Genomic DNA, 18,828 nt, shown 5'->3' on the forward strand with positions numbered 1-18,828 from the left:
CCGGTGCGGACCGGCTTATTCCAGCTCGATCAGCAGGTCTTTCGCGTCGATCTGGGCCCCCGGGGCGACATGCAGCGCCTTGACCGTGGCTTCGCGGTCGGCATGCAGGCCGGTTTCCATCTTCATCGCCTCGATCGTCAGCATCAGATCCCCCGGCCGCAGCTTTTGCCCCACCGTCACCGCCACCGCGGCGATCGAGCCCGGCATCGGCGCGCCGACATGGCCCGGATTGGCCGGATCGGCCTTGGGCTTGGCCTTGGTCGCGGCCTTGACCTGCCGGTTCGGCACCCGCACCGCGCGCGGCTGGCCGTTGAGTTCGAAGAAGACCTTGGCATCGCCGGTCTCGTCGGTCTCGCCCACGGTCTGCAGCCGGATTTCCAGCGTCTTGCCCGGGTCGATCTCGGCCGAGATTTCCGAGCCGGGCGCCATGCCGTAGAAGAAGACCGGGGTGGGCAGCGTCCGCACCGGGCCATAGACCCGATGCCGCCCCATGTAATCAAGGAAGACCTTGGGATACATGAGGTATCCCGCCAGATCCTCGTCATCGACGGCGCGGCCTTCCATCTCGGCGGAAAGCTTCGTGCGCACGGCTTCCAGATCGACCGGGGGCAGGTGCTTGCCGGGCCGGTCCGTGCTGGGGGTCTCGCCCTTGAGCACCTTGGCCACGATCGCCTCGGGCCAGCCGCCGGGCGGTTGGCCCAGATTGCCGCGCAGCATGTCCACCACCGAGTCGGGGAAGGCCATGTCCTTGGCCGGGTTCAGCACGTCATCTTTCGTCAGGTTCTGCGCCACCATCATCAGCGCCATGTCGCCCACGACCTTGGACGACGGCGTGACCTTGACGATATCGCCGAAGATCTGGTTCGCATCGGCATAGGCCTGCGCCACCTCGTGCCAGCGTTCCTCAAGGCCAAGGGACCGCGCCTGCGCCTTCAAGTTGGTGAACTGCCCGCCGGGCATTTCATGCAGATAGACTTCCGAGGCCGGGGCTTCGAGACCGCTTTCAAAGGCGGCGTATTGATGCCGCACACCTTCCCAGTAGTTCGAAAGCGCGCGGATCGCGGCGATATCAAGGCCGGTGTCGCGCTCCGTATGCGCCATGGCCTCGACGATCGAGCCAAGGCAGGGCTGCGAGGTGCCGCCACTGAAAGCATCCATCGCCGCATCGACCGCATCCACCCCGGCCTCGGCCGCGGCCAGAACGGTGGCGCCCGCGATCCCCGACGTGTCATGGGTGTGGAAATGGATCGGCAGGCCGACCTCTTCCTTCAGCGCCTTCACCAGCGCGCGGGCGGCGGCGGGTTTCAATAGCCCGGCCATGTCTTTCAGCCCCAGAACATGGGCGCCCGCGGCCTCCAGTTCCTTCGCCATGCCGACGTAATAGTTCAGGTCGTATTTCGCCCGGTCGGGGTTCAGGATGTCGCCGGTGTAGCAGATCGTGCCCTCGCAGATCTTGTTGGCTTCAACGACCGCATCCATCGCCACGCGCATGTTCTCGACCCAGTTCAGGCTGTCGAAGACGCGGAAGACATCGACGCCCGATTTCGCCGCCTGGGCCACGAAAAACTGCACCACATTGTCGGGGTAATTGGTGTAGCCGACCCCGTTCGAGGCGCGCAAAAGCATCTGCGTCAGGATGTTGGGCATGCGCGCGCGGATGTCGCGCAGCCGCTGCCAGGGGCATTCCTGCAAGAAGCGATAGGCGACGTCAAAGGTCGCGCCGCCCCAGCATTCGACCGAGAAAAGGCCGGGCAGGTTCGCCGCATAGACCGGCGCCGCCTTGATCATGTCGATCGAGCGCATCCGGGTGGCGAGCAAGCTTTGATGGCCGTCGCGCATCGTCGTGTCGGTGATCAAAAGCTTCTTCTGATCGCGCATCCAGTCGGCCACCGCCTTCGGCCCGTCGCGGTCGAGCCTGTCGCGGGTGCCGGGCACGACCGGGCCGCGCAGGGCGGGCAGGCGGGGCGGTTTCGCCTCGGCCGCGGGTTTCGGACGGCCCGCGGTCTCGGGGTGACCGTTCACCGAAATGTCGGCGATATAGGTCAGGATCTTCGTCGCCCGGTCGCGGCGCTTCTTGAAGGCAAAGAGATCCGGCGTCGTGTCGATGAACTTCGTCGTGTAGCTCATGTCGAGGAAGGTCGGATGCTTGAGCAGGTTGATGACGAAGTCGATGTTCGTGCTGACGCCGCGGATGCGGAATTCGCGCAACGCCCGGTCCATCCGCTTGATCGCCTGATCGGGGTTTTGCGCCCAGGCGGTGACCTTCACCAGCAGGCTGTCATAATAGCGCGTGATCACCCCGCCCGCATAGGCCGTGCCGCCATCGAGCCGAATGCCCATGCCGGTGGCGGAGCGATAGGCGGTCAGACGGCCATAATCGGGGATGAAGTTGTTCTGCGGGTCCTCGGTCGTGACCCGGCATTGCAGCGCATGGCCGTTCAGTTTCACCCCGGATTGATCGGCAACCCCGGTCGCCTCGGCCAAGGTCGCGCCTTCAGCAATGCGGATCTGGCTTTGCACGATGTCGATGCCGGTGACCTGTTCGGTGACCGTATGTTCGACCTGCACGCGCGGGTTCACCTCGATGAAGTAGAACTTGCTCGTGTCCATATCCATCAGGAATTCGACCGTGCCCGCGTTCTGATAGCCGACCGCATTGCCGATCTTGAGCGCCAGCGCGCAGACCTCGGCGCGTTGGGCTTCGGTCAGATAGGGGGCGGGGGCGCGTTCGACGACCTTCTGGTTGCGCCGCTGCACGGTGCAGTCACGCTCGTAAAGGTGATAAAGCCCGCCGTGGCTGTCGCCAAGCAGCTGCACTTCCACATGCCGGGCGCGCAGGATCATCTTTTCCAGATAGCCCTCGCCATTGCCAAAGGCGGCCTCGGCCTCGCGGCGGCCCTCGCGGACCTTTTCGACCAGTTCATCGGGGCCAAGGATCGGGCGCATGCCGCGCCCGCCGCCGCCCCAGCTGGCCTTGAGCATCAGGGGATAGCCGATCTCGGCCGCCTCGCGCTTGATCGCGTCGAAATCCTCGCCCAGAACTTCGGTCGCGGGAATGACCGGCACGCCCGCCGCCATCGCCACCTTGCGCGCCGAGGCCTTGTCGCCCAAAGCCCGCATCGTCGCCGCTTTCGGGCCGATGAAAGTGATGCCCTCGCGGTCGCAAGCCTCGACGAATTCGGGGTTTTCCGACAAAAGCCCATAGCCCGGGTGGATCGCGTCGGCGCCCGACTCTTTCGCCACGCGGATGATTTCGTCGATCGACAGATAGGCGCCCACCGGCGACAGCCCCGCGCCGATGCGGTAAGCCTCGTCGGATTTGAAGCGGTGCAGGCTGAGCTTGTCTTCCTCGGCATAGACGGCGACCGTCTTCTTGCCCAGTTCATTCGCAGCGCGCAGCACGCGGATGGCAATCTCGCCGCGGTTTGCGACCAGAATCTTTTCGAACATCTGAGATCTCCCCGAAAACGCAGCCCGCAAAGCGGGAGGTCAGGGCGAAACCTAACGGCGCCGCAACGCGGCGCAAGGCAAAACTTGCGAAATCGGGCAAATTAACTGGCCAATTTCGCGATGTTTGCAAAGCCCTGTCGTTTCCGATCCGCCGTTGGACGCTTTGGGCGCGGCGCTATTTCCAGCAGGCGATCTGCGCGGTGACCCCCTGCGCCAGCGCCGAGATGTCTTCGGCCGCCAGCGTGCCGCCCGGCTCGGCGGCGCGCGGCGCGAAGCCCTGCGCCGCCAGCACCGGCACCAGCGCCGAGGTCTGCACCGCCACCGTCATCTCGGGCGGCAAAAGCCTGGCCGTCTCGCCGCCCTGCGGCAGCACCATGCCGAAAACCGCCCCCGCGCCATCCAGAACCGGCCCGCCGACATCGCCCGGCAGCGTCTTCACGGCCAGCCGCGCCCGTTCGGGCTCGCCCGCAAGCCCGGTCAGATCGGACAGGGTGCCAAAGCTGACGACCGGGGCCGAGAGCGCCTCGGGGTAAGAAAAGCCCGCGACGGCCAGCGCCGCGCCGCGCCCGGCGGTGACGGTCTCGAACCGGGCCACGGCGGGCGGGGCCAGGGGGGCGAGCGGTTGCAGAACCGCGATGCCAAGACCCGGATCGGCAAAGGCGATCTTTGCCGGGGCGCCCTCGATCGTGAGCTTGCCGCAGGCCGACAGCCCCTCGGCCGCGGTCAGCACCGCGCCCTTGGCGTCGATGAAAAGCCCTGAACGGGCAAATTCCGGGTGCCGCACGTCCAGCCCCGCGATCAGATCGGCGCGCCCCACCGCCATCGGCTGACCCAAAGTCGGATCGAGCGCGGTGTCGCCCAGCGGCTTGAAGCTTGTCTTCATCGCCGCCAGCACCCGCGCCATCCGCGGCGCGTCGGCGGCGGGATAGACCAGCGTGAAGCCCTTGATCAGCCCCTTCGAGAGCGTCACCTCGGTCACGGAATGGATCTGCGCATCCTCGCCCACCAGCGAAAAGCCGGTCTTGCCGCGTTCGCGCGGGCCGTTCGGGGGCACGATCTCCAGCGTCGCCATCGCGTCGTAAAGCCCGTAAAGCGTGTTCTGATCGCCCGGTTCGGAAATCAAAAGCACCCGCACGCCGGAATTGCCCCTGGCGCGGTAATGCACGAAGGGCGGGTCGTAATGGTCGAATTCGACCAGCCCCAGCGGCAGGTCGATGGCGATCCCGGCTTTCGTTTCCTCGACGGAGGTGATGCCCAGAGCCGATTTCTCGGTCATCACCGTGCCCAGAAGCTCTGTCAGCTCGGCCGATTTCAGCACGCCCGTCGGCTCGAAGCCGTGGCTGTCCTGCCAGGCGGCGATCGAGGCCCGGGTGCCGCGCCCGAAAGCGCCATCGACGCCGCCGGTGTAAACGCCCACCCATTCCAGGGCTTCCTGAATCTTCATCCGCCCCTCGCGGCCCATCGCCTCCTCGGCGCGGCGCGCATCGTCCAGGGTCTCGACCGGCGGGGGCGCCAGTTCGGGCGCCGGTTCCGCGGTCGGCCCGGGCGCCGGGGCGGGGGAGGGCGCGGCCGGGGTTTCGGCCGCTTCCGGCGGCCAGAACTGCGCCCGGTAGCGGGTGGCGTCGGCGACATAGCTGTCGGCCGGGATCGCGCCCGCGTTGCGCAGCTGCCGCAGCGCCTCGGCGGCGATTTCGGGCGTGTCATAGGGGCCAAGCGCCAGGCCATACCAGCCGCCCGGCAGGGTGAAGCCCGCCGCATCGGGGAAGCTGGCCGACAGATCGCGCAGCCGCATCTGCGCCTGATCAAGCGTCGGCAGCGCCTCGATCTGCACCCAGGCGGTCTCTGCCGCCGCCAGACCGGGCGCCACACTGGCCGCGACACTGGCCGCCAGAGAGGCCCAGAGCGTCAGCGTCATCCCCCGCATGCCCGCGCGCCGCGCCGACCGTTTCCCCGCCCCCATGCTGCCCCCTGCACTTTTTCGCCCCGCATTTCGCGCAAACTAACAGGATGCGCGCCCGCGTCACCCCCCAATCGCGGCATTTTCCGCCCCGCAAGGCGGCATCCGGTTGACCCTGTTGCGCCCCTTGCCTAGAGAGGGGGCGTTTCGCTCTCAAGGTCGGTGACATGGAAAAACCTGCTGCGCCCCGCTCGTTTCAGGAGATCATCCTGCGGCTGATGACCTATTGGTCCTCCAAGGGCTGCGCGGTCCTGCAGCCCTATGACATGGAGGTCGGCGCGGGCACCTTCCACCCCGCCACCACCCTGCGCAGCCTCGGCCACCAGCCTTGGGCCGCGGCCTATGTGCAGCCCTCGCGCCGGCCGACTGATGGCCGCTATGGCGAGAACCCGAACCGGCTGCAGCATTATTATCAATATCAGGTGCTGATCAAACCGAGCCCGCCGGATCTGCAGGCGCTTTACCTCGGCTCGCTGGAAGCCATCGGCATCGATCTGGGCCTGCATGACATCCGTTTCGTCGAGGATGACTGGGAAAGCCCGACGCTCGGCGCCTGGGGGCTGGGCTGGGAGGTCTGGTGCGACGGCATGGAAGTGTCGCAATTCACCTATTTCCAGCAGGTCGGCGGGCATGATTGCAAGCCGGTCTCGGGCGAGCTGACTTATGGTCTCGAACGTCTGGCCATGTATGTGCTGGGCATCGATCACGTCATGGACATGCCCTTCAACGATCCGTCTTCGCCGATCCCGCTGAAATACGGCGATATCTTCCGCCAGACCGAGGAAGAATATTCCCGCCACAATTTCGACGGCGCGAATACCGAGGTGCTCTTGCAGCATTTCCTCGATGCCGAGGCGGAATGCGAACGGCTTTTGTCCTTCCCGGCCGAGGATCCGAATTCCGGCAAGCGCATCGTGATGGCGCATCCGGCCTATGACCAGTGCATCAAGGCCAGCCACCTCTTCAACCTGCTCGATGCGCGGGGGGTGATTTCGGTGACCGAACGGCAGGCCTATATCGGCCGTGTCCGGGCGCTCGCCAAGAAATGCGCCGATGCCTTCGTCACCACCACCGCGGGCGGCTGGCGGCCGGAGGCGCAGGCGTGACACCGCTTCTGCCTGTCGCGGCCACGCTGGCGCTGGTCTCGGGCGCGGTCGCCCCGGCGCCCGCCGAGGTGGCGCTGACCGCGGTCGAAACCGGCCGTCCCGAGCCGATCCTGACTGAGGACTGGCAGGCCGGGCCGGGGGCGGCGGGCTGCTTTCGCACGCCCTTGTCGCTGGCGCTTCTGACCGAGACCTTCGCGCTTTATGACGCCGCCGAGCCGCGGCCCGTGCCGCAGGCGCCCGCCTGTTTCGACGCCGCGCGGATCGGCGCCGATCTGGCCGCGGGCACGGCGGTGGCCTTCCTCGGCGCGCGCAACATCACCCCCGGCGTCGATCGCGTCGTCGCCGTCTATCCCGATGGCCGGGCCTATGTCTGGCAGCAACCGAATGACCTTGCGGGGAAAAACTGACATGCCCGAACTGCTGATCGAACTTTTCTCGGAAGAAATCCCGGCGCGCATGCAGGCGATGGCCCGCGACACCCTGCGCAAGATGGTCACCGACGGTCTGGTCGAGGCCGGTCTGACCTATGGCCATGCGCAGGCGTTTTCGACCCCGCGCCGTCTGGTGCTGGTGCTTGACGGGCTGTCGACCGAAAGCCCGACGCTCCGCGAAGAACGCAAGGGCCCGGCGACGACCGCGCCCGAGGCTGCGCTGCAGGGCTTTTTGCGCTCCACGGGCCTGACGCTCGATCAGCTGGAAAAGCGCGACGACAAGAAGGGCCAGGTCTGGTTCGCGGTGATCGAAAAGCCCGGCCGAGCCGCGCCGGAAATCGTCGCCGAGGTGCTGGAAAAGACGATCCGCAGCTTCCCCTGGCCGAAGTCGATGCGCTGGGGCAATGGCACGCTGAAATGGGTGCGCCCGCTGCATTCGATCCTGTGCCTTCTGTCCGACGACACCGGGGCTTCGGTCGTCGATCTGGACATCGACTGCATCAAGGCGGGCGCCACCACGGCCGGGCATCGCTTCATGGCGCCGGACCGGTTCACGGTCACCGGCTTTGCCGATTACGCCGCGAAGCTGAAAGCGGCCAAGGTGGTGCTGGACAGCGCCGAGCGCGAGGCGATGATCTGGCACGACGCGACGCAGCTGGCTTTCGCGCAGGGGCTGGAACTGGTCGAGGACAGGGGTCTTTTGACCGAGGTCGCGGGGCTTGTCGAATTCCCCGTCGCGCTGATGGGCGCGATTGCCGAGGACTTCCTGCATCTGCCGCCCGAGGTGCTGCAAACCTCGATGCGCGAACATCAGAAGTTCTTCTCGGTTCGAAGCCCTAAAACCGGCCGGATCGAGGGCTTTGTGACCGTCGCCAACCGCGAAACCGCGGATCATGGCGCGACGATCCTCAAGGGCAACCTGAAGGTGCTGTCGGCGCGGCTGTCGGACGCGCGCTTCTTCTGGGAACACGACCTGCGGGTGGTGAAGACCGAGGGGCTGGAGGGCATGGGCGCCGGGCTGGCGAACGTGACCTTCCACAACAAGCTCGGCTCGCAAAAGGCCCGGATCGACCGCATCGCTGCCCTGGCGCGCGAGATTGCGCCGCTTGTGAAGGCCGACCCGGATCAGGCCGAAAAAGCCGCGCTGGTGGTGAAATCCGATCTGCGCTCGGCCATGGTCGGGGAATTCCCGGAACTGCAGGGGCTGATGGGCAGCTATTACGCCCGCGCGCAGGGCCTGCCCGAGGAGATCGCCACGGCCTGCAAGGGCCATTACTCGCCGCTCGGTCCGTCGGACGCCGTGCCGTCGGAGCCGGTGACAGTGGCGGTGGCGCTGGCGGACAAGATCGACACGCTGACCGGCTTCTGGGCGATCGACGAGAAACCCACGGGCTCGAAAGACCCCTTCGCGCTCCGCCGCGCCGCGCTGGGCGTGATCCGGCTGGTGCTGGGGAATGGGCTGCGGATGGGGTTGGAGCGTGTAATCAGCAAGATTTTCACTCAACGAGCGAACATCGCAACGCTTGGAGATTGGGTGCGAGAAACCGAGCTGGAGCAAGAAGAGACCAAATCGGCGCTGTATGAGGCCCTTATAAATGAAGATTTGGCTTCTTACGCAGAAGGACACGAAGCGAAGCTGGCCGAGCTAGCCTCGTCGTTCTTTGGGGGTGTTAAGCCCACTCCCAGCAAGCATCATGGGCAAGCTCGTCAATCCTCGTCCGACCTCCTCTCCTTCTTCCATGACCGTCTCAAGGTCTTCCTGAAGGACGAGGGCATCCGCCACGATGTCATCGACGCCGTTCTGGCCATGCCCGGCAATGACGACCTGACGCTGGTGGTGAAACGGGCCGAGGCGCTCAGCGCCTTCCTCAAGACCGAGGACGGGACCAACCTCATTCAGGGCTTCAAGCGCGCCAACAACATCCTGACCCAGGCCGAGGCCAAGGATGGGGTCGAATACAGCTTCGGCGCCGATGTGAAATTCGCCGAAGTGGACGCGGAACGCGCCCTTTTCGCCGCGCTCGATGCCGCCGAAGCGGCGCTCGCCCCGGCGATGCAGTCCGAGGATTTCGCCACGGCCATGGCCGAAATGGCGAAGCTGCGCGCCCCCATCGACGCCTTCTTCACCGCGGTGCAGATCAACGCCGAAAACCCGATCGTGCGGCGCAACCGGCTCAACCTGCTCTCGCGCATCCGGCAGATCTGCCAAAGCGTCGCCGATCTGACGAAACTCGACGGCTGATTTCATCTTGCCCAAAATACCTCCGCCGGAGGCTCCTCCGGCGGCGACAGGCACGAAGGTCTGACAGACGCGCCCCAAGGTCACGCTTGCGCCTGTCACAATTCGGCCTATCCTGCTGACGTCAGGGAATTGCCGCAATGCAGAAAATCGCCGACTTCTCCGAGTTCGTGAAACTCTCTCCCGCCGCGCCGGTGCAGGCCACCCGGCACGGCTGGCGGGCGAAATGTCTGCAACGGCTGATCCGGCTTGACCTGCCGGTGCCCACCACCGTCGCCCTGCCGGTCGAAACCGTGCGCGCCATCGCCGCCGGGCAGATGCCCGACACCGGCCGCATCGCCGCCGTCTTCGGCAGTGATTTCCTGGTCTCCGTCCGATCCTCCCCGGAAAATCCCGAATGGGGCGGGCCGGGCACGGTGCTGAATGTCGGCATGAATGACGCGATGCATGCGCGGCTTTCCGACAGCCACGGGCGCGAGGCCGCCGATGCGCTTTATCTGCGCTTCGTGCAAAGCTACGCCACCCATGTCGCGCGGCTTGACCCCGACATGTTCCACGCCGGGCCGGGCGAAGGCGCGCTGGCCGCCGCGCTTTCGGCCTATCACGCCGAAACCGACGAGCCCTTTCCGCAGGACCCCGCCCGGCAGCTGGCCGAGGTGCTGCGCTCGATGGCGCGGGCCTGGGAAGGCACGACGGCGCGGCTCTTGCGCCAGGCCAAGGGGGCGCCGCCCGATGCGGTGCTGGGCCTTCTGGTGCAGCGCATGGCCTTGGGGATCGGGCCGGGGATTTCCGGCTCCGGCACGATGCAGTTTGTCGACAGCGTCACCGGGGCGCCGCGGATCATGGGGCGGTTTCGCGGCCAGTCACAGGGGCGCGCGATTTCCGATGACACGCTGTTTCTGACCCGCGATCCGCGCGGGCTCTCGCTCGAGGAACTCGCGCCCGAGATTTTCGCGGTGCTCTGCGGCTATGGCTCTGCCTGCCGGGCGCGGCTGCGCGAGGAAATGCAGCTGGAATTCGCCATTGAAGGCGGGCGGATTTCGGTGATCGACACGGTGCGGGTGGCGCGCTCGGCCCGGGCGACGGTGAAGATCGCGGTGGCTTTGGCCGAGGACGGGATCATCACCCGCGAAGATGCGCTCTTGCGGGTCGAACCCCGGGCGCTGACGGAACTGCTGCATTATCAGGTCGATCCGCGGGCGCCGCGCGACCGTTTTGCCCGTGGCATCGCGGCCAGCCCCGGCGCCGCCGTGGGCCGGATCGTCTTCACCGCCGCCGCCGCCCAGGCCAGCGCCGCCCGCGGCGAGCCCTGTATCCTTGTGCGCCGCGAAACCGGGCCCGAGGATATCCGCGGCATGCATGCGGCCGTGGCCGTGCTGACCGAACGCGGCGGCATGACCAGCCACGCCGCGGTGATCGCCCGCGGTCTCGGGCTGCCCTGCATCGTCGGCTGCACCGAGGTCCATATCAATTCCCGCGACCGCAGTTTGCGCGGCCCCGATGGCCGGACCTTCCTTGAGGGCGAGCTGATCACCGTCGATGGCAGCAATGGCGAGGTGCTGGCGGGCACGGCGGAAATGCTGGAACCGGCGCTGGATGACGGGTTCCGCACGCTCTTGCGCTGGGCCGAGACGGTCTGCGACATCGGCATTCGCGCCAATGCCGACACGCCCGACGATGCCCGCACGGCGCGGATGTTTGACGCCGACGGCATCGGGCTATGCCGGACCGAGCACATGTTCTTTGACGAAGACCGGCTGACGGTGATGCGCGAGATGATCTTTGCCGATACGCCGAATGACCGGCGGGTGGCGCTCGATCGTCTGCTGCCGATGCAACGCGCGGATTTCATTGCGCTTTTCGACATCATGGCGGGGCTGCCCGTCTGCATCCGGCTGTTCGATCCGCCGCTGCACGAATTCCTGCCGCATGACCGCGAGGGGATGCGCGAGCTGGCCGAGGCGCTGGACCGGCCGCTCTCCGAGGTCACGCGGCGCGTCGAGGCTTTGTCGGAATTCAACCCGATGCTGGGGATGCGCGGCGTGCGTCTGGGCGTCACCGTGCCGGAAATCTACGACATGCAGGCCCGCGCGATCTTTGAAGCCACGGTCGAGGCCAGCCGCCGCGGTGCTCCGGTGGTGCCCGAGGTGATGATCCCGCTTGTGTCCGCCGCGCGCGAGGTCGAGATCGTCAAGACCCGCATCGATGCCGTCGCCAGCGCCGTGCGCACCGAGATGAAGGCCGATTTCGCCTATCGTCTGGGGGTGATGGTGGAAACCCCGCGGGCCGCGCTGCGGGCGGGCGAGATCGCGCAACATACGCATTTCCTGTCCTTCGGCACCAACGACCTGACGCAGATGACCTATGGGCTGTCGCGCGACGATGCGGGCCGGTTCATGTCGACCTATGTCAACCAGCATGTCTATGCCGAGGACCCCTTCCACATCCTCGATGTCGAAGGGGTGGGGGAACTTCTGCTCATGGGGGCCTCGCGGGGCAGGGCGGCGCGGCATGACGTGACGATCTCGGTCTGCGGCGAACATGGCGGCAACCCCGAATCAATCGCCTTCTGCCGGGCCGCCGGATTCGATTACGTGTCCTGTTCACCTTTCAGGGTGCCGGTTGCCCGGCTGGCAGGCGCACATTTCGCGCTTCTGGCGCCGCGGAATCGATTCTGACGCAAAATGTTGCGTGAATTTAGGGTTAACAGAACAAAAGCTCTGGCGTTTTTCCTGCGTTACCTTTAGTCGCATTCAGTAACCCGAGGGGTGAGTCGTGCCCCTCTCTTGCGCGGATTTCCGCCGCTTTCGCGGTGGAACTGGTCCGCGTGCTTTCGTGTGGTGGACAAATCCTGCCCGGCTGGGCTATGCCCGTGCCGTCGCGGCCCCGGGCCGGGGCGATTGTCCTTATCGAAAGAAGATCATGTCAGTGCTGAAAAGCTGGACGGGGGGGATGCTCATCCTCCTGGCCCTCGCCGGAGGCTCGCGTGCCGAAACGACGGTAAGCCAGTCGAACGATCCCACGGCGGTTGCCGAGCAGGGGCTGATGCAGCTGCTGTTTCAGGAGCGGGTCGGTCTGCAATCGGTGCCGGCCGACCGGGTGGCGGCGATCACTGCCGCGCCGGTGCCGCGCAGCTGGCCTTGGCAACGGGAAAAGGCCGTCGTGGCCCCCGCGGCGATCAACGCAAGCTGGCTGGCGCTGCAGCCCCGCGCGCGCGGCGATGCGCAATTCGAATGTCTGGCCCAGACGATCTATCACGAGGCCCGCGGCGAGACCCTGCAGGGTCAGGTGGCGGTGGCCGAGGTGGTGCTGAACCGGCTGGACGATCCGCGGTTTCCGAAGACGATCTGCGGTGTGGTCGGGCAGGGCGGGCGCGGCGGCTGCGCCTTCAGCTGGACCTGTGACGGGCGCCCGGATCAGGCGGCCGACCGCGAGGCCTGGGATCAGGCGGCGAAAATCGCCCGGGCGATGATCGATGGCGCGCCGCGGCGGCTGACCGATGGCGCCACCTTCTTCCACACCGTCGGCGTGCGTCCGACCTGGACGCGCAGCTATCAGCGCACCGCGAAAATCGGGGCGCATACGTTCTACCGCCGCCCGCTGCAGACCGCGGCGGTCCGCTGAGGTCGCAACCGCATGCGCGCATGACGTTTCGGGGTGGGCTTCGGTTTGCCCCGTTTCTATATCTGGGGGCGAAAGGTGGCCTTCATGCACTCCGACACGTCTCTTGCCTTCGCCCATCCCGAAGAGCGCGCGCTGGCCTCGGCGCCCGCCGATCCGCGCGACCGGATCAGCCTGCGCGACCATGTCGTGCTGGCCGATATCGGCGCCTTTCAGCAGGAACGCGGCCATGGCCAGCGGCTGAATTTCAATGTCGTGGTCGAGGTGACGCCGGAAACCGGCCCGCTTGAAGACGATGTGGACCGCATCCTGTCTTATGACCGCATCACCGAGGCGATTGCCGCGGAATTGGCGGCGGAACGGCTCAACCTGCTGGAAACGCTGGCGGAACGGGTGGCAGAGCGGATCCTGGCGCAGCCCCGCGCGATGCGGGTTTTCGTGCGGATCGAGAAGCTGGACCGCGGCCCCGGGGCGCTTGGGGTGGAAATCGTGCGCGCGCGGGCCTCGGTGCCGGTGAAGGCGCTTGATGACGAGGCGACGCTGCATCCGGTCGTGGCCTTCCTCTCGAATGACGTCATCGCGGCGCCGGATCTGGCGGCGCGGCTTGACCGGCTGGCGGCCTCGGGGGCGCCGGTGATTCTGGCGGTGGGCATGCCCGCCGTGCCCCCGCCCGAGACCGGGCACCGGCCGACGCAGCGGCGCATCGATCTGCTCGCGATCGAGCAGAACGCCTGGGTGCTGGCGGCGCGCGATCCGCGCTGCGTGGTGGTGGCGACCCGAACCGAGATCGACTGGGCGATGCGGCGCGGCCAGATGCTGGTCTGGGCGCCCTCGAAGATCGTTCTGGATGCCGTCGATGGCCCCAAGGGCGCCGTGCGCGACACCGGCACGCTGATCCTGTGGCTGGCCGAACAGATGGCGGCGACCCGGCTCGAGCTTCACGGGGATGTTTCAGCCCCGGCGGGAAGTCGCGTGCCGGTTGTTGCGATCGACCGTTAAGCATCGCTTCACCTTGCCAAGCGGCGGCTCTTTGGCGAAGAGAGACGCATGAAGATCTTTTATCGCCCGATTGCCCAGACCGATGCCCTGCGTCCTGCGGGGTCGCTGCCGCTGGCAGGCGGCTGGTGCTGGTTCACCCATGCCGAGGCGCTGACGCGCGCGGGCTCGCAAGGGCTTGTGCCGGCCTCGGACATCCCGTCCGAGCTGCTGGAGCGGCTGACCGCGCCGCGCCCGGCCCTGGCCGGGGTGGGCTTTGACCGCCCCTCGGTCATGGGGATCCTGAACGTGACTCCCGACAGCTTTTCCGATGGCGGCCGGTTCGACGCGCCCGAGGCGGCGCTGGCCCAGGCGCAGGCCCTGGCGGCCGCGGGGGCCGACATTCTGGACATCGGCGGCGAGTCGACCCGCCCCGGCGCGGCGGAAGTGCCTGTCGCGGAAGAGATTTCCCGCACCGCCCCGGTGATTGCGGCGCTGCGCGCGCAGGGCTTCGCGCTGCCCGTTTCCATCGACACCCGCAAGGCCCCGGTGGCCGCGGCAGCCGTGGCGGCGGGGGCGGGGCTGGTGAACGATGTTTCCGCGATGCTTTTCGATCCGGCGATGGCCGCGACGGTGGCGGGATCGGGGGCGGCCCTGTGCCTGATGCATGCGCAGGGCACGCCCGCGACGATGCAGGCCGAGCCGCGCTATGACGATGTGCTGCTGGACGTCTACGACCATCTGGAGGCGCGCTTGCTGGCCGCCGAGGCGGCGGGGATCGACCGCGCCCGGGTGCTGCTGGACCCCGGCATCGGCTTTGGCAAGACCGTCGCGCATAATCTGGCGCTCTTGCGCGGGCTCTCGCTCTTTCACGGTCTGGGCTGCCCGATCCTGCTGGGCGTCTCGCGCAAGCGCTTCATCGGCACCATCGCGGGGGTCGATCAGGCCGATGCCCGCGCGCCCGGCACGCTCTCTGTGACGCTGGCGGGGCTGATGCAGGGGGTGCAGATGCACCGGGTGCACGATGTTGCGGAAGTTTCTCAGGGAATTCGACTTTTCGATGCCATCACAAGGGGTTATACGCCATGACGCGGAAACTTTTCGGCACTGACGGGGTGCGGGGCGAGGCCAACAGCTGGCCGATGACGGCCGAGATGGCGCTGAAACTGGGCGCGGCAGCGGGGCGGTATTTCCGCCGCGACGGCCGCAACGGGCATCGGGTGGTGATCGGCAAGGACACCCGGCTTTCGGGCTACATGCTGGAAAACGCGCTGACGGCGGGGCTGACCTCGACCGGGATGAACGTGCTGCTCCTCGGCCCGGTGCCGACGCCCGCGGTGGGCTATCTGACGCGCTCGATGCGGGCGGATCTGGGGATCATGATCTCGGCCAGCCACAACCCGGCAAAGGACAACGGAATCAAGTTCTTCGGCCCCGATGGCTTCAAGCTGTCGGACGAGGCCGAGCTGGAGATCGAGGCGCTGGTGGCGGGCGAGATCCGCCTGGCGCAGCCGATGAACATTGGCCGGGCGAAGCGGATCGACGACGGGCTGGGGCGCTATGTCGAATATGCCAAGACCACCTTTCCGGCGCGCGACCGGCTGGCCGGGCTGAAAGTGGTGATCGATTGCGCCCATGGCGCCGCCTACAAGGCTGCGCCGCAGGTGCTGTGGGAGCTGGGCTGCGAGGTGATCGAGATCGGCACCAAGCCCAACGGTCTGAACATCAACGACAAATGCGGCTCGACCCACACCCGGGCCGCGGCCGAGGCGGTGGTGGCGCATGGGGCGGATCTGGGGATCTCGCTTGATGGCGATGCCGACCGGGTGATGATCCTGGACGAGAACGGGCTGGTGGCCGATGGCGATCAGATCATGGCGCTCTTTGCGGCGCGTTGGGCCGAGGCGGGGCTTTTGCGCGGCGGCGCGCTGGTGGCCACGGTGATGTCGAACCTGGGGCTGGAGCGCTTCCTGACCGGGCGGGGGCTGGCGCTGGAGCGCACGGCCGTCGGCGATCGCTATGTGGTCGAGCGGATGCGCGCGGGCGGTTTCAACCTGGGCGGCGAGCAATCGGGCCATATCGTGATGACCGATTATGCGACGACGGGCGACGGTCTGATGGCCGGGCTGCAGTTTCTGGCGGCGATGGCCGAGACCGGAAAGCCCGCCTCGGAGCTGACGCGGCAATTCGAGACCGTGCCGCAGATGTTGAAAAACGTAAAGTTCAAGGCCGGTCAGGCGCCGCTTGACAACGAAAATGTTCGAAAAGTGATCGCCGAGGCCGAGGGCAAGATCGCCGGTCAGGGCCGGATCCTGATCCGCAAATCCGGGACCGAGCCGCTCATTCGGGTGATGGCCGAATGCGAGGATGCCGGGCTTCTGACGGAAACGGTCGAGGGGATCGTGGCGGCGGTGGAACAGGCCACCGCCTGAGGATCACAGCATGACGGCCGTGCCGAGCCCGCAAAGCGCGATCGCGGCCGTCAGCACCAGCCCCGCGACCGGATAGCCGCCGCGAACGCCGATCCGCAACAGCGCCTGCAGCACGCCCAGCGTCCAAAGCCCGTAAAGCCCGGCGACAAGGCGAAAGAGCGGCCGCAGGCCCCCGGGCGCCTGCGCGTAGATCAGCCCGCCCAGCAGCACCACGGCGGGCACGACAAACAGCATCACGCCGAAAAGCCCAAGCCAGAATGTGTCGCCAAATTCAAGCCTTGCACCGAAAAGATCGGCAAACCAGCCGGGGGTGAAGATCTTGGCGCGCTCGACCGCCAGCGCCGCAAGCTGCTTTTCGTTCAATTCGCTCATCGGGCTCTCCTTTGGCCCAAGCCTGAACGAAAAAGGGGCGCCCCGCAAGGCGCCCCCCGTGTTCCCTTGCGCAAGGCTCAGTTGCGCGAGCGATCGACCATCTTGCCCTTGGCGATCCAGGGCATCATCGCGCGCAGCTTCGCGCCGACCTGCTCGATCTGATGCTCGTCGTTGATGCGACGGGTGGCCTTGAAGAAGGGCTGGCCGACGGCGTTTTCCTGCATGAAATCCCGCACGAATTTGCCGGTCTGGATGTCGGTCAGCACGGCTTTCATCCGGGCTTTCGTCTCGTCATAGGGCAGGATGCGGGGGCCCGAAACATATTCGCCATATTCGGCGGTGTTCGAGATCGAATAGTTCATGTTCGCGATGCCGCCTTCGTAGATCAGGTCCACGATCAGCTTCACTTCGTGCAGGCATTCGAAATAGGCCATTTCCGGCTCGTAACCGGCTTCGACCAGGGTTTCAAAGCCCATGCGGATCAGCTCGACCAGACCGCCGCAGAGCACGGCTTGTTCGCCGAACAGGTCGGTTTCGCATTCCTGACGGAAGTTCGTCTCGATGATGCCCGAACGGCCGCCGCCGATGGCCGAGCAGTAGGACAGCGCGATGTCCTGCGCCTTGCCGGTCGCGTCATTGTGGACGGCAAACAGGCAGGGCACGCCGCCGCCCTTGGTGTATTCGCCGCGCACGGTGTGGCCCGGGCCTTTCGGCGCCATCATGATCACGTCGATGCCCGGCTTCGGCTCGATCAGGCCGAAATGCACGTTCAGACCGTGGGCAAAGGCGATCGCCGCGCCTTCGCGCAGGTTGTCATGCACGTATTTCTTGTAGGTCTCGGCCTGCAGCTCGTCGGGCATGGTGAACATGATCACGTCGCACCAGGCGGCGGCTTCGGCGATCCCCATCACCTTGAGGCCCTCGCCTTCGGCTTTCTTCGCCGAGGGCGAGCCCTCGCGCAGCGCGACGACGACGTTTTTCGCCCCCGAATCGCGCAGGTTCAGCGCATGGGCGTGGCCCTGCGAGCCGTAGCCCAGAATGGCAACTTTCTTGTCCTTGATCAGGTTCACATCGCAGTCGCGATCATAAAACACGCGCATGGCGTTCCTCCAGTTGTGATGGGGGCAGCATAGGCGGTTTGGGGTGATTGCGCATTCAAACTGCGGGGAATATGGATGATGTGAATAAAGATCATGCGTCATAAAATCAAAAACGGAAAAAATCATGCAGGTGGACGATATCGACCGGCGGATCTTGCGGCAGATGCAGGCCGAGCCCGGAGTGGCGCGCGCAGATCTGGCGGAACGGGCCGGGGTGACGGCGGCAAGCCTGTGGCGACGGATCGAACGCATGCGCGAGGCGGGCATCATCCGCGCCGAGGAAGCGGTGATCGACTGGCGCAAACTGGGCTGGGAGATCGAGGTCTCGGTCCGCTTCACGCTGGACAAGACCCAGCCCGGGTTTTTCGACGAATTCCTCGACGCCGCGCGCAAGGTGCCGGAAGTCATTGAAATTCAGACTTTTCTGGGGCAGGTCGATGTGCGGCTGAACGTCATCGCCCGCGACATGGCGCATTATCAGGAGATCTACCGCCAACGCATCCTGGCGCTGCCGCATATCGCCGACACCGATGCCTTGATGCTGATTTCGACGCTGAAGGATACGGCGGAGCTGCCGCTGTGATCGCGCTCGATGACATTGACCGGGCGTTTTTGCGGGCGCTTTCCGAGGATGCGACGCTGGGCGCGGGCGAGCTTGGCCGCCGCTTCGGGCTGTCGCAGCCTGCGGCCTGGCGGCGGGTGAAGCGGCTCGAGGAGGGGGGGGTGATCGCCGGGCGGCGGCTGGTGCTGGACCGCCAGGCGCTCGGTTTTGGCGTCACCGTGTTTCTGGGCATCAAGCTGGCCACCAAGGGGCGGATTTCCTTCGAGGATTTCGAGCGCGCCGTGCAGGCGATCCCTGAGGTGCAGGTGGTGCAGCATGTTCTTGGCCGCTTCGATTACCGGCTGCGGGTCGGCGCGCGCGACATTGCCGATTTCGAACGCGTGCTGCGCCGCCGCATCATGACCCTGCCCGGGGTCGGGCAGATCGAAGCCAATGTGATGCTGTCCGAGGAACGCCGTCCGGGGCCGCTGGGCTGATTTTCGAAGCGCTGAATTTGCGGGCAAGATGGCGCGGATTTGTGCGGGACCGGGCTGGCCGCGATCTTGCTGGCGCCGCGCCTCTGTCCCGACATGGACGCGCGCCC

14 protein-coding genes are annotated in these 18,828 nt (G+C 66.5%); 10 read left to right on the forward strand and 4 right to left on the reverse strand.

Annotated features, from left to right (window positions below; genetic code table 11):
- Positions 1–15: 15 nt before the first annotated feature.
- Together RCAP_RS06010 and RCAP_RS06015 are read right to left on the reverse strand one after the other, a co-directional pair.
- The gene (locus RCAP_RS06010) at positions 16–3,450 is read right to left on the reverse strand and encodes a pyruvate carboxylase (RefSeq protein WP_013066939.1); all 3,435 of its coding nucleotides are present in this window, start codon (positions 3,448–3,450) and stop codon (positions 16–18) included.
- Positions 3,451–3,625: 175 nt separating this feature from the next.
- The gene (locus RCAP_RS06015) at positions 3,626–5,410 is read right to left on the reverse strand and encodes a trypsin-like peptidase domain-containing protein (protein WP_013066940.1); all 1,785 of its coding nucleotides are present in this window, start codon (positions 5,408–5,410) and stop codon (positions 3,626–3,628) included.
- 164 nt (positions 5,411–5,574) lie between these two features.
- Here RCAP_RS06015 and RCAP_RS06020 point away from each other — a divergent pair, with 164 nt between their 5' ends.
- The 8 genes from RCAP_RS06020 (at position 5,575) to glmM (ending at position 16,211) form a co-directional block, all read left to right on the forward strand.
- Positions 5,575–6,513: a glycine--tRNA ligase subunit alpha gene (locus tag RCAP_RS06020; protein WP_013066941.1), complete on the forward strand. Its 939-nt coding sequence runs from the start codon at positions 5,575–5,577 to the stop codon at positions 6,511–6,513.
- Positions 6,510–6,920 carry a DUF6446 family protein gene (locus RCAP_RS06025; protein ID WP_013066942.1) on the forward strand — a complete coding sequence of 137 codons (411 nt, stop codon included), beginning with the start codon at positions 6,510–6,512 and terminating at the stop codon, positions 6,918–6,920. Before RCAP_RS06020 ends, RCAP_RS06025 begins: the two co-directional genes overlap by 4 nt.
- 1 nt (position 6,921) lies before the next feature.
- On the forward strand, positions 6,922–9,186 hold the full coding sequence (gene glyS, locus RCAP_RS06030) for a glycine--tRNA ligase subunit beta (protein ID WP_013066943.1): 2,265 nt from the start codon (positions 6,922–6,924) through the stop codon (positions 9,184–9,186).
- A 137-nt stretch (positions 9,187–9,323) separates the two neighbouring features.
- Entirely contained in the window at positions 9,324–11,861 is a 2,538-nt protein-coding gene (locus RCAP_RS06035; protein ID WP_013066944.1) for a putative PEP-binding protein, read from the forward strand.
- A gap of 244 nt (positions 11,862–12,105) precedes the next feature.
- Positions 12,106–12,807: a cell wall hydrolase gene (locus RCAP_RS06040; RefSeq protein ID WP_013066945.1), complete on the forward strand. Its 702-nt coding sequence runs from the start codon at positions 12,106–12,108 to the stop codon at positions 12,805–12,807.
- 84 nt (positions 12,808–12,891) lie between these two features.
- Positions 12,892–13,803, forward strand: a complete 912-nt coding sequence (locus RCAP_RS06045) for a dihydroneopterin aldolase (RefSeq protein ID WP_013066946.1) — start codon at positions 12,892–12,894, stop codon at positions 13,801–13,803.
- Between the two features lie 48 nt (positions 13,804–13,851).
- Entirely contained in the window at positions 13,852–14,868 is a 1,017-nt protein-coding gene (folP, locus tag RCAP_RS06050; protein WP_013066947.1) for a dihydropteroate synthase, read from the forward strand.
- Complete coding sequence (glmM, locus tag RCAP_RS06055) at positions 14,865–16,211, forward strand: phosphoglucosamine mutase (protein WP_013066948.1); 1,347 nt, start codon at positions 14,865–14,867, stop codon at positions 16,209–16,211. The genes folP and glmM overlap by 4 nt, the downstream gene beginning before the upstream one ends.
- A 3-nt stretch (positions 16,212–16,214) precedes the next feature.
- Here glmM and RCAP_RS06060 read toward each other — a convergent pair whose 3' ends face one another.
- Complete coding sequence (locus tag RCAP_RS06060) at positions 16,215–16,583, reverse strand: hypothetical protein (protein WP_013066949.1); 369 nt, start codon at positions 16,581–16,583, stop codon at positions 16,215–16,217.
- A gap of 77 nt (positions 16,584–16,660) precedes the next feature.
- A complete protein-coding gene (ilvC, locus tag RCAP_RS06065) occupies positions 16,661–17,683 on the reverse strand; it encodes a ketol-acid reductoisomerase (RefSeq protein ID WP_013066950.1) in 1,023 nt (340 codons plus the stop codon).
- 124 nt (positions 17,684–17,807) lie between these two features.
- On the opposite strand from ilvC, the gene RCAP_RS06070 reads away from it, so the two are divergent.
- Positions 17,808–18,266: an Lrp/AsnC family transcriptional regulator gene (locus RCAP_RS06070; RefSeq protein ID WP_013066951.1), complete on the forward strand. Its 459-nt coding sequence runs from the start codon at positions 17,808–17,810 to the stop codon at positions 18,264–18,266.
- Entirely contained in the window at positions 18,263–18,721 is a 459-nt protein-coding gene (locus tag RCAP_RS06075; RefSeq protein ID WP_013066952.1) for an Lrp/AsnC family transcriptional regulator, read from the forward strand. The genes RCAP_RS06070 and RCAP_RS06075 overlap by 4 nt, the downstream gene beginning before the upstream one ends.
- Positions 18,722–18,828 lie beyond the last annotated feature (107 nt).

The sequence above is a fragment of the Rhodobacter capsulatus SB 1003 genome (assembly GCF_000021865.1).
Lineage (GTDB): Bacteria > Pseudomonadota > Alphaproteobacteria > Rhodobacterales > Rhodobacteraceae > Rhodobacter > Rhodobacter capsulatus_B.

Bases quoted from the DNA above. Each gene is read 5' to 3' on its own strand.
- RCAP_RS06010 (WP_013066939.1), bottom strand. From the start codon at position 3,450: ATGTTCGAAAAGATTCTGGTCGCAAACCGCGGCGAGATTGCCATCCGC.
- RCAP_RS06015 (WP_013066940.1), bottom strand. From the start codon at position 5,410: ATGGGGGCGGGGAAACGGTCGGCGCGGCGCGCGGGCATGCGGGGGATG.
- RCAP_RS06020 (WP_013066941.1), top strand. From the start codon at position 5,575: ATGGAAAAACCTGCTGCGCCCCGCTCGTTTCAGGAGATCATCCTGCGG.
- glyS (WP_013066943.1), top strand. From the start codon at position 6,922: ATGCCCGAACTGCTGATCGAACTTTTCTCGGAAGAAATCCCGGCGCGC.
- RCAP_RS06035 (WP_013066944.1), top strand. From the start codon at position 9,324: ATGCAGAAAATCGCCGACTTCTCCGAGTTCGTGAAACTCTCTCCCGCC.
- RCAP_RS06040 (WP_013066945.1), top strand. From the start codon at position 12,106: ATGTCAGTGCTGAAAAGCTGGACGGGGGGGATGCTCATCCTCCTGGCC.
- RCAP_RS06045 (WP_013066946.1), top strand. From the start codon at position 12,892: ATGCACTCCGACACGTCTCTTGCCTTCGCCCATCCCGAAGAGCGCGCG.
- folP (WP_013066947.1), top strand. From the start codon at position 13,852: ATGAAGATCTTTTATCGCCCGATTGCCCAGACCGATGCCCTGCGTCCT.
- glmM (WP_013066948.1), top strand. From the start codon at position 14,865: ATGACGCGGAAACTTTTCGGCACTGACGGGGTGCGGGGCGAGGCCAAC.
- RCAP_RS06060 (WP_013066949.1), bottom strand. From the start codon at position 16,583: ATGAGCGAATTGAACGAAAAGCAGCTTGCGGCGCTGGCGGTCGAGCGC.
- ilvC (WP_013066950.1), bottom strand. From the start codon at position 17,683: ATGCGCGTGTTTTATGATCGCGACTGCGATGTGAACCTGATCAAGGAC.
- RCAP_RS06070 (WP_013066951.1), top strand. From the start codon at position 17,808: ATGCAGGTGGACGATATCGACCGGCGGATCTTGCGGCAGATGCAGGCC.